Genomic DNA, 10,971 nt, shown 5'->3' on the forward strand with positions numbered 1-10,971 from the left:
CGAATCCCTCTTTCTCCGCTGAATTTTAAAAAACCTCAATATTCTATTGAGGTTTTTTTTGCTTTATACAGAAGTTTATTCGGCTTTTCAATTCAATTTATAGCAAAACCTTAGCATAAAAATCATGTGCATTAAGTAAGAAAAAAATCATTATTTTTAACTAACCTTCATTTTTGCATTATGACCGATAAATCACAACTCTTAAGTTCCATTTTCAGGCATCTTGACGGCTTAGTTACTGCGCCTGTAACGATAGCGCTAAAAAATAAATCTGTACTAGATTTTATCTTAAATAAAAAGCAAACCACTTTATCTGAACTTACATCGGTTTTTAATGCCAAAGAAGGCTATCTAAATATCGCTTTACGAGTTCTCGCTTCTCAAGGATTTTTAGATTATGAAATCAATAATAAAACACAGACTATTTCAATTTCTGTAAATGAGAAAACCGAAATTGCTTTTTCATTATTCCATCTTTACGGAGATGTTGTAGAATTGCTTCAATTATCTATACATTTTCATCCGCGTTTGTTTGAAGATACTCCTTTTGAAAAACTCAATATCATTTTTGAAAAATATAAAAAGAGATACGAAATTGAGCCTTCTAGCGACCCTCTAACGAATAGCATTCAAGAGCAAATTTTAAAACATATTGAAGGTTACCTCATCGGACCAACTATTGTACGTTTGGCCATGAACGGAATGTTTCATAAATATTTCATGGAAACTTCTTTTAGACCTGAAGAGTTTCATAAATCGCCCGAAAACTTTAAAAAAATATTAGACTTTTTTGTTCATTTGGGGTGGTTTCTGGAAAAAAATGGCAATTATCAGTTTACTGAAGCTGGTTTATTTTTTGCTAAAAGAGCGAGCGCTTACGGTGTTACGGTTTCCTATTTACCCACTTTTGCCAAAATTGAAGAATTAATCTTTGGAAATCCAGATATTTTAAGAACTGCCGAAGGTGAAAACGAACTTCATGTAGATCGTGAAATGAACGTTTGGGGAAGCGGTGGCGCTCACGATACTTATTTTAAAGTGGTTGACGAAATTCTAATCAAGCTTTTTAATCTTCCTATCGAAGAACAGCCAAAAGGTATCCTAGATATGGGATGCGGAAATGGTGCTTTCCTCCAGCATATTTTTGAAGTAATCGACAGACAAACTTTAAGGGGAAAAATGCTCGACGAATATCCGCTGTTTATAGTTGGAGTTGATTATAACCAAACCGCCTTAAAAGTAACCAGAGCCAATCTTATCAATGCAGACATTTGGGCAAAAGTAATTTGGGGCGATATCGGACGTCCTGATTTACTTGCAGAAGATCTGAAAGAAAATTATAATATTGATTTGAAAGATCTTCTAAATGTGAGAACTTTTCTAGATCACAACAGAATTTGGCAAGACCCGAAACATATTAACGAAAAAAGAGTCAGCACCTCAACTGGTGCATTTGCTTATAGAGGAAAAAGAATTAGCAATAATCTGGTTGAAGACAATCTTTTGGAACATTTACAAAAGTGGTCACCGTATGTACATAAATTCGGTTTGCTTTTAATTGAACTTCATACTATAAGTCCGAAACTTACAGCCAGCAATTTAGGCAGAACTCCTGCAACAGCTTATGATGCCACGCATGGTTTTTCTGACCAGTATATTGTTGAAATTGACGTTTTTAATGCGATTGCGGCAGAAGCAGGATTATTTCCGGATAAATCTATTTTTAAGAGATTTCCTGACGCCGATACGGCAACAGTAAGCATCAATTTGTTGAAAGGAAAATAAGTGAAATGTCAAAATGTGAAATATGAAAAGCAGATAAACTATATTTTTTTATCCCACTACGACTTTTACAAAAACATTTTCAAGCTCCAGCGGAGCGATATATTTATAGATGAAAATTCAAAATACAAAATAAAAAGCTCCAGAGGAGCGATATATTTCTGTAATTAAAAAAGGAGCTCCCTTTTAAGAAGCTCCTTTAATTTGAATTTATCTAAGAAATTATTTCTTTCCTATCAACTCTATAATTTTGTCGTAAATCGCTGTGTTTTGATAAACTCCCATGAATTTCTCAGATCCTGGTCCATAAGCAAAAACAGGAACTGGAATTGCTGTATGATCATTCGTGCTAAAACTTCCGTGAACGTAGCCTTTTTCAATACTTCCATCAATTAGAGATAATCCTCCTGTTTCGTGATCTGCTGTTACGATTAACAAAGTTTCCGGATTTTCATCTACAAATTTCATTGCCTGACCAACCAATTTGTCAAAATCAAGCATTTCTCTCACAACATATTCTACATTATTCTGGTGTCCGCCGTAATCAATTTGAGCGCCTTCAGCCATAATAAAAAACGGATTCTTTGTTTTTGAAAAAGTTTTGGTTGCTTTCGCTAAAGATTTCGTTAGAAAATCTCCTCTTCCATTTTTGATAGAAACAACGGCTGCATCTTCTAAAACAACAAATTTGCTGTTTTTAATGGTATCTAAACTCGAGAATTTATCTGAGAAAGTGTATCCTTTTTCAATCAAAGCTTTAGACAAATCTTTACCATCTTTTCTAGAAATAAACTCTTTCTGCCCTCCTCCAATTAAAATATCTGAAGGATTCGAAAGAAAATCATTCGCAATTGGTTCGCTTAAACTCCTTTCTGGCTGATGCGCATAAAATGCAGCTGGAGTTGCATCTGTAATGTTTCCAGCAGAAATAATTCCTATTTTATATTTTTTCTTTGCCAGTTGTTCTGCAATGGTCTGAAGTGGTTTCCCTTGTTCATCAACACTTATAAAACGATTATTAGTTTTATGTCCCGTAGCCATTGCCGTTGCTCCTGCAGCAGAATCTGTGATATAACTATCTGAAGCTTTTGTAATCGAGAATCCTTGAGTTGGAATATTAAACAAACTTAATTGTCCTTTGTTTGCTGTATAGCCAGAATAGATTTGCGTTAATCCCATTCCGTCTCCAATTAAGAGAATAACATTTTTTGGACGTTTATTCTTGAAAACATTTTTAGGAACATAAGCTTGGTGAAATTCTGTATTCTGGTAAAATGTCGTTTTAATGTTATTTATAAATTGAGTTAGTTCGTCTACTTTATCCGTTCCTATAAAATCAACTTTTAAATTCATCAAAGTCATATACGTATTCACGTTGTCTTGCGTAGCCCAGAATCTCACTTTTTTGTTTTGATCGTGGACTTTTTTGATAATTGCCTGAATTTTTTCAGCATCTGGTTGCGTCAAAACACCTTTTCCATTCCAAACTGTGATTTCATGTAAATCTTCGCTAATCATTTCAACTCTAGTTAATTGATCTGAAGTGTAATTTTCATTCAATCTTCCATCAAAATAAATAAAATCTGGATACGTTGCCCAAAGTGACGGCAAAGGTCTGTTTCCAGAAATAACCACTTTTATGTTTTTATTCGAAATAATATCAGGAAAAGTTTTTAATTGCTGTACGATTGTTTTTAGAGTCAAATCGGCATCAGACTTAATATCAATCATTAATATTAAAGGTTTATTGCTTGGGTAAGCTTTTCCTTCCAATGTTTTTAATTTGTCAGAAAGCGGTTCCAAATACATGCTTTTAAGTGTATTGTGAGAAGCAATTTCTTTAGAAGTGTGAGCTACAAATAATTCATTATTCACTAAAAAAACATCGGCTTCTATAACGCCCGTTTCATTAGAATAAGCACCATAAAAAGGTAATTTACTTTCGTAATCGTTATGAGAATGAATATTTGAAGAACTGTATTCTTGCGCTTGAACGAACAAGCAAAATTGAAGGCAAAAAAGGGTGATTATTTTTTTCATCGAAAATGATTTTTATTCTTTTAAAGCTCTAGGTAACTTTATTAGAAATGGATTTCTGTAATTTATTTTTAACACATAGAAACATAGCTTTTCTTTATGTGTAAAGGCGTTTCACTTGTTTAAATGCACATAGTAAAAAGTAATCTTGTCATTTCGACGAAGGAGAAATCTTCGTAAGCAACTCGGCAAAGATTGGGGATTTAGATTGTGGAGCTTCTAGTGAGGATTTCTCCTTCGTCGAAATGACAAGATTGTGCGAATGCGTTCGACTTGCCGTTCCTCGGAATGACAAACTTTACTCTGTTTTTTTTACAACTGCAGTCTCCTGACTAAGACTGCAGCGTAAAAAACTAAAAAAACACAATGAAATTAACTTATTACCAGCCTTGGTTTTGAGTCAAGGCTCCTTTACTTACTGCGATTTCATCTGGCGGAATTGGCCAAACGTGATGAATTGCTGGGTTAAAATTACGTGCAGGATAAATTACGCTTCCATCATAATGGTGCAATGGTTTTGCGTACGTTTCTTTTGCATCTCCCCAACGCACTAAATCAAAATGGCGATCTGTCCACTCACCTGCTAGTTCACATCTTCTCTCTCTTTTTAAATCGACCATTGTAGCTCCAGAAATATCTGTAAGACCTGCTCGGTGGCGAATCATATTGATTTCTGTATCTGCATTTTGACCTTTCATTAGTTTAGCTTCCGCTAACATCAAAATCACATCAGCATAACGTAAAAGAGGAACATTTAAAGCTGTTGAAGGCTTGTCTCCATTCGCATTTACGTAACGAATGTCTACTCCACCCGATGTTGTTTTTGGATAACTGAACGGCTCCATATATTTTTTAAACTGATAACCAGTTCTGTTACTTGAACTTACTACGTGATTTCCTTCATTAAAAGTTACGGTCTCTCCGAAGTAAACAAATTTGTCTCCTTTTTGTAAAATTGTTGCGCTGCGTCTTTTATCGTTTACAGCATAAGTATCAAATAATTCTTTTGTCGGATAGAAATTTCCCCATCCGTTGTAAACTCCCCAACCTTTATCTTCTAAACAAACTCCAGGAAAAATAGAACCTAAAGAAGTATTCTCTGCACTTGAAGTTACAGACCAGATATATTCTGAAGACCAATTGTTACTGATTTTAAATACATCTTCAAAATTGTCTAATAATTTGTGTTTTCCGCTAGCCACGATCATATTCGCATATTTGATGGCATTGTCCCAATCTTTTGCATACAAGTAGGTACGCACTAAATAAGCCCAAGCCGCAGTTTTGTGCGCGCGTCCATAATTGTCTGGAGTAAGCTGATCAAAATAAGGCAACAAATCTGCTGCTTTAATTAAGTCTGCTGCAATGTAAGCGTAATTTTCGGCTACATTTTTTGCGCGAGGCACAAAGGCATTCGTTGGATTCTCTCTATCTTGAATCGGAATTCCTGCACGATCGTCTCCGTAATGGTATGCCAATTCTAAATGCATTACAGCATGATTAAAATAAGCCTCTCCCAACATTCCGTTTTTTGTACTTTCGTCTAATGCAATATTTGGAATATTACGAATCACGTCATTACAGCGTTTCATAATTTCGTAGTGAATTCTCCAGATATCTTTAGTATCCGATTCTGAACCGTCTACAATAAAATTTTTGATACGTTCTGCATTTTGTCTTGGTTTAGTCCCAATATCATCGCTGGCATTATTCAGCCAAAAGAAACCACGACCGTACATATTATCATCAGAATATAAAGCGTAAATTGCATTTACTCCTGCTTTTGCATCTGCTGGTGTTTTCCAGAAATTCCCGCTCGAAGGAGCTCCTTGCGGCACAACATCAAGTTCGCTTTCGCAAGCCGAAGTACTTACCAAAAGCACAAAACTCAATAATAAAAGACTTATTTTTTTCATTTTAATTGTTTTTTATTTTTTAAAAAGTTGCGTTAACACCTGTCATGTAAATACGAGAAAGCGGATAACGTCCTAAATCCATTCCGAAGTTTTTAAGCCCAACTTCAGGATCCATTCCAGAATATTTCGTGATTGTAAATAAGTTTTGTCCAGAGATGAAGAATCTCAATTTCGCTTTTCCGTTCAACCAGCTTTCTTTAACAGTATAACCAATCGAAACGTTTTTCAATCTTAAGAAAGAAGCATCTTCGATAAACAAATCAGAAATACGCCCAAAGTTGTTATTGTTATCTGTTGACGAAAGAACTGGAACATTGGTATGAGTATTTGTTGGAGACCAAGCTTCTTTAGATTCAGACAATAAGTTATAACCTGGGAAAGAAGCATTTAAACCAGTGTGTTTTACAGCATTGAAAACGCTATTTCCTGCAGCTCCGTTGAAAAAGATATTCATATCAAATCCTTTATATCTAAAGTTGGCATTTAAGCTATAAGTTGTTTTTGGAAAAGGACTTCCTAACACTACTCTATCGCTGTTGTTGATTACGCCGTCTCCATTTTCATCTTTAAATTTAATATCTCCAGCAACTGCATTTGGCTGATACATTACACCATCTTTGTTTACATAGGCTTTCACCTCATCATTGCTTTGAAATAATCCGTTTGTCTGGTATCCGTAGAAAGCTCCAACTGGGCTTCCAACTTGATAAATATTAGCTAATGGCAAACTACGAACTCTGCTTAAACCAAGTGGCTCTAATGAATTCAAATCGTCTTTAATAGAAACAATTCTATTGCTTAAAAATCCAGCGTTTGCCGTAACATCAAATTTAAATTCTCCGCGAGTTTTTTGATACGTTAAACTCACCTCGATTCCTTTGTTTTCAACATCTCCCGAGTTTACAATTCTTCCTTGTGGCGTTCCAGAAACTCCAGGCAATTGGTCACGAACCAACATGTCTTTGTTTTTCTTTACATAAGCATCAACAGATCCTACCAAAGTATTATTTAGCATGGTAAAATCTAAACCAATATTAGTCTGTTCAGAACTTTCCCATTTTAAATTCGGGTTTGATAATTCGCTTTCAGCATAACCATAATTAATTGATGGCACTGCTCCAATTAAAGCTTGAGTTTGCACCAAAGGCACACTAAATTGATATGGTCCAAGGTTTCCTAAGTTTCCAATTTGTCCCCAGCTTGCACGAAGTTTTAAGTTGCTGATGATTGGCTCAATACCTTTCATGAAATTTTCTTCAGAAATTAACCAACCCGCAGAAACTGAAGGATATACTTTCCAGCGGTTATTTTCTAATAATTTTGAAGTTCCGTCACGACGAACAATTCCAGAGATTAAATATTTCTGACTGAAATCATAATTAATCCTTCCTACATAAGAAGAAATAATTTCATCTGATCTTCCTGCTGCGGTCTGCTGAATTAATTTTGCATTCAACAAATAACGCTGTGATGGATCTTCATTGTCAAAACCAGTTCCTTCAATGGTATAGAAATCTCTTTTCGTTTCTTGATATGTATATCCAGCTAGAGCTTTCAGATTATGTTTTCCGAATGATTTCTCATAAGAAATAGTCTGCTCGCTCAATAAATCTGTGGTTGTTATGTTTTTTAGCGTTAATCTGTTGAAATCGAAGATCTTTCCTGGCTCCGTAACTTTTACTGTAAAATCTGATGCATTATCTTGAATTCTTGTATAACCCCAGTTCGATTTCACTTTTAATCCTGGAACAATTTCCCATTCTGCATAAGGATTGATCAAAATTGTAGAAATTGGATTTTTATTGTCTAATCTTTTTAAATACGCTACCGGATTGATAACGTCTCCATAAGAACCAATATATTTTTCTGGAACACCGCCAAATTGTCCAGAACCATCTTCTCTATAAATTGTTGCGTTTGGCGGATACAAAATTGCTGCTTGAATTGCTCCAGTATACGAACTTGAAGTATTGGCAGTCTGGCCATCTGTTAATGAGTATGAAATATTTTCTCCAATTGTAAAATTATCTGCCAATTTGAAAGAAGAATTTGCTCTTACTGTATAACGTTCTCCATAAGTATTTAGCAAAATACCTTCGTTTTTTCTATAACTTCCAGAAAGAAAGAAATTAGATTTTTCTGTTTTTCCGTTTACCGAAAGCGACAAATCTTGAATTTCTCCTGTACGGAAAATTTCATCCATCCAGTTAGTTTTTGTTGTTCTTGCAGTTGGTTCAAATGCAGGATCGAAAGCAGGAATTCTTGGCAAACCTGCATTATCTCTTGCAAGATTCATAGCGTCAGCATATTCTGCAGCGTTTAAAACCTGTAATTTTTTAGCAACATTCTGAAAACCTCCTTGGTAGTTTACATTCACATTAATTTTATCTGAAACTCCTTTTTTAGAAGTAATTAAAATTACCCCACCAGAAGCTCTTGCACCATAAATTGCTGCAGAAGCCGCATCTTTTAAAACGTTTATCGATGCAATATCATTTGGATTTATAGTGTTTAAAGAACCGCTGTAAATGATTCCGTCTAAAACGATTAGAGGTGTTTCAGCATTCAAAGATCCAATACCACGAATGTTGATTGTTGGCGAAGCTGTAGGATCTCCACCATCATTAATTACAGTAACTCCGGCAACTGTTCCTTGCAATAATTCGGCAGCGTTATTGTATGTTCTGCTAGAAGTTTCTTTCATAGAAACAGAACCAACAGCTCCTAAAACTTCATTTTTTTTCACACTACCGTAACCCATAACTACAACTTCTTGAAGCTGTTTTACATCGGCTGCTAATTTTACCGTGATGTTTTGCGAACTAGTAACTTTTACTTCTTGTGTTATATAACCCACGTAAGAAAAAACAAGTGTCGCTTCTGAAGCGTTTACTTCTAATTTGAATGTTCCGTCAAAATCTGTTGCTGTCGTTGCATCAGAACCTTTGTCTTTAATTCCCACACCTGGCAAAGGCATGTTATCATCTCCGCCAAAAACAGTTCCCGAAACAGTAATTTTATTTTGATCTGAAGAAGTAACTTTTTGGTTTTTCTTGATTACAATATTGTTGCTCACAATCTCATATCTAAGCACATTTCCGCAAATCTTATCCAACGCTTGCTCTAGCGTTACATTACTCAATTTTAAACTTAATTTCTGATTGGCATTTACTTGGCTGCTTTCGTACATAAAATGCACATCAACCTGATTTTCAATTTTTTGAAATATATTTTTTATACTCTCATTATCAACTTTTAAAGTCACTCTTTTGTTAATGTCAACATTCCCAGCTTTTACTGTTAGTGCGGCAAAAAACAAAGTCATAAATAGGAATAATTTTGTTCCTATTGTCCTTATGCTGGCATACCGCATTTGCTTTTCATTCATAGTTTTTAGATTTAGTGTAATTGTTTTGTTTATAGTTTGCTACGTAGTTTTATTTTTATTGTTTAAAAAATTATTCGATTTTGTAAACCCCAGAATCCATTTTGTATTGGGCATTGACGATATTGCACACCAAACCAATTACTTGATCGGCAGGCAATTCTTTAAAATAGGCGCTAATCTTTAAATCGTTTAAACTCTTGTTTTTGACTTCAATCGCAACATTGTAATTACGATTGATTGTGGCCACAACTTCAGAAAGAGGTGTTTCTTCAAAAACCATAATATTTTTTCGCCAAAGAGAAATGGTATTCAACGGAACATCTTTAAAAGCTTGAAGTTTGTTGCTTTGCGATTTAAAAACCACTTTCTGTCCTGGAGTTACATATACATTTTCGTCTGTTACAGTCGATTTCACATTTACTCTTCCGGTTGCAACCGAAACTTCTTGTGTCTTTTGATCTGGATACGCTTGAACATTAAAACTGGTTCCGAGAACTTTGGTATCCATTTTATTGGTATGAATAATAAAAGGATGTTTCTTGTCTTTGGCTACGTCAAAAAAAGCTTCACCGCTTAAATACACTTCTCTGGTATCACCTTTAAATTCCTTCGGATATTTAAGAACACTTCCAGCATTTAGCCAGATTTTTGTGCCGTCACTTAATTTTATCTGAGCATGTTCGCCTAGTTTTACTGCAAATTGCTTGTTTTCAACAGTATTTGATGTTGCGTAAAAAAACACTGATAATCCAATAAGGAAAACCAAAGAAGCCGCAACAGCCCAGTTTTTGTATGAAAGAGAAATAACTTTATTAGTGTTTTTTATTTGTCTTAATTCTCTTTTCAGTTTTGAGCGGTCAGATTGAACCACTTCCATATTATCAAAAAAATCATCAGTACGATCGTACCATTTGTTCCACATTTCTTGTCCTTTCGGAGAGTACTTTCCTTCTAAAAAATTTTTGATTTCGTTATTTGAATTTTCAGGCATTATAATTTCTTTATGTCTTTAATAGTATGTCTTAGGAATTGTAATTTTAGGTAGGCGCAAAAGGTTACGCTTCTGTTAAGAAAAAAGCTGTATTCTTAATCTGAAGTTTACTTTTAATTGAATTCGCCCAAATGCGTACGCATAAATTTCAGCGCATACGTAATATGGTATTTTACAGTTTCGATCGAAACATTCAATTCTTCAGCAATTTCTTTGTTGGTGTAATGTTTTACTCGACTGAGAATAAAAACCTCTTTTGATTTTTTAGGAAGTAATGATGCCGCTTCGTCAACTGCTTTTTGCAATTCATCATAATAGATAGAATCTTCGATAGCATTATAACTGGTTTGCGAAGCAGTATTTTTATCTAGAACCTCCTGAATGTATTGATCGGTAACTTCGTGCGATTTAATATAATCTAAAGTCATATAGCGAACCGAAGTATAGATATACGCCGCAAAACTTTTCTGGATTACAATTGTTTTGCGTCTTTCCCATATAGAGGTAAAAACTTCCTGCACAATTTCTTCTGAAATGGCGATTGATTTCATTCGGAGATATACAAACCGAACAAGCAGATCTCGATATCTGAAATAAAGTTCATCAAAAGCTTTGTCCTTGCCCGATTTTAATAATTCAACAAGTTCTTCGTCTGTAAACTTCTTATACATGATTCATTATTTTGGTATGATTAATCAAATGAAAAGCGTGAGCCAAAACACTTTTTCTGATTTTGTCTTGATAATGATCCTGTTGTTTAAAAATTGGCATATACAAAGTATTGGGTTCTTCTTATATGTCTCCAAAATTAAACCTGAGGGGTAGGTCGATCACGTTACGTTTACATTAATAAAACC

The 10,971-nt window shown here is 34.6% G+C and carries 6 protein-coding genes; 1 reads left to right on the plus strand and 5 read right to left on the minus strand.

Features of this window, described 5'->3' with window-relative positions; genetic code table 11:
* Positions 1 to 180: 180 nt before the first annotated feature.
* Positions 181 to 1,785, plus strand: a complete 1,605-nt coding sequence (locus B3J44_RS20065) for a class I SAM-dependent methyltransferase (RefSeq protein WP_286971057.1) — start codon at positions 181 to 183, stop codon at positions 1,783 to 1,785.
* Positions 1,786 to 2,004: 219 nt separating this feature from the next.
* Here the strand turns inward: B3J44_RS20065 and B3J44_RS20070 are convergent, their stop codons facing one another.
* The 5 genes from B3J44_RS20070 to B3J44_RS20090 all read right to left on the minus strand — a co-directional run bounded on the left by B3J44_RS20070 (position 2,005) and on the right by B3J44_RS20090 (position 10,785).
* Entirely contained in the window at positions 2,005 to 3,822 is a 1,818-nt protein-coding gene (locus B3J44_RS20070; RefSeq protein WP_286971058.1) for an alkaline phosphatase, read from the minus strand.
* Positions 3,823 to 4,199: 377 nt separating this feature from the next.
* Entirely contained in the window at positions 4,200 to 5,735 is a 1,536-nt protein-coding gene (locus tag B3J44_RS20075) for a RagB/SusD family nutrient uptake outer membrane protein (RefSeq protein ID WP_286971059.1), read from the minus strand.
* A 19-nt stretch (positions 5,736 to 5,754) separates the two neighbouring features.
* Positions 5,755 to 9,123: a TonB-dependent receptor gene (locus B3J44_RS20080; RefSeq protein ID WP_286971061.1), complete on the minus strand. Its 3,369-nt coding sequence runs from the start codon at positions 9,121 to 9,123 to the stop codon at positions 5,755 to 5,757.
* 70 nt (positions 9,124 to 9,193) lie between these two features.
* The gene (locus B3J44_RS20085; protein WP_286971062.1) at positions 9,194 to 10,114 is read right to left on the minus strand and encodes a FecR family protein; all 921 of its coding nucleotides are present in this window, start codon (positions 10,112 to 10,114) and stop codon (positions 9,194 to 9,196) included.
* Positions 10,115 to 10,227: 113 nt separating this feature from the next.
* Positions 10,228 to 10,785: an RNA polymerase sigma-70 factor gene (locus B3J44_RS20090; protein ID WP_198856736.1), complete on the minus strand. Its 558-nt coding sequence runs from the start codon at positions 10,783 to 10,785 to the stop codon at positions 10,228 to 10,230.
* Between the last annotated feature and the right edge of the window lie 186 nt (positions 10,786 to 10,971).

This window comes from Flavobacterium sp. UBA4854, from assembly GCF_002399805.1.
GTDB lineage: Bacteria > Bacteroidota > Bacteroidia > Flavobacteriales > Flavobacteriaceae > Flavobacterium > Flavobacterium ginsengisoli.

What these genes read in the sequence shown, in the direction of transcription:
- B3J44_RS20065 (WP_286971057.1), top strand. Translation starts at nt 181, where the DNA reads ATGACCGATAAATCACAACTCTTAAGTTCCATTTTCAGGCATCTTGAC.
- B3J44_RS20070 (WP_286971058.1), bottom strand. Translation starts at nt 3,822, where the DNA reads ATGAAAAAAATAATCACCCTTTTTTGCCTTCAATTTTGCTTGTTCGTT.
- B3J44_RS20075 (WP_286971059.1), bottom strand. Translation starts at nt 5,735, where the DNA reads ATGAAAAAAATAAGTCTTTTATTATTGAGTTTTGTGCTTTTGGTAAGT.
- B3J44_RS20080 (WP_286971061.1), bottom strand. Translation starts at nt 9,123, where the DNA reads ATGAATGAAAAGCAAATGCGGTATGCCAGCATAAGGACAATAGGAACA.
- B3J44_RS20085 (WP_286971062.1), bottom strand. Translation starts at nt 10,114, where the DNA reads ATGCCTGAAAATTCAAATAACGAAATCAAAAATTTTTTAGAAGGAAAG.
- B3J44_RS20090 (WP_198856736.1), bottom strand. Translation starts at nt 10,785, where the DNA reads ATGTATAAGAAGTTTACAGACGAAGAACTTGTTGAATTATTAAAATCG.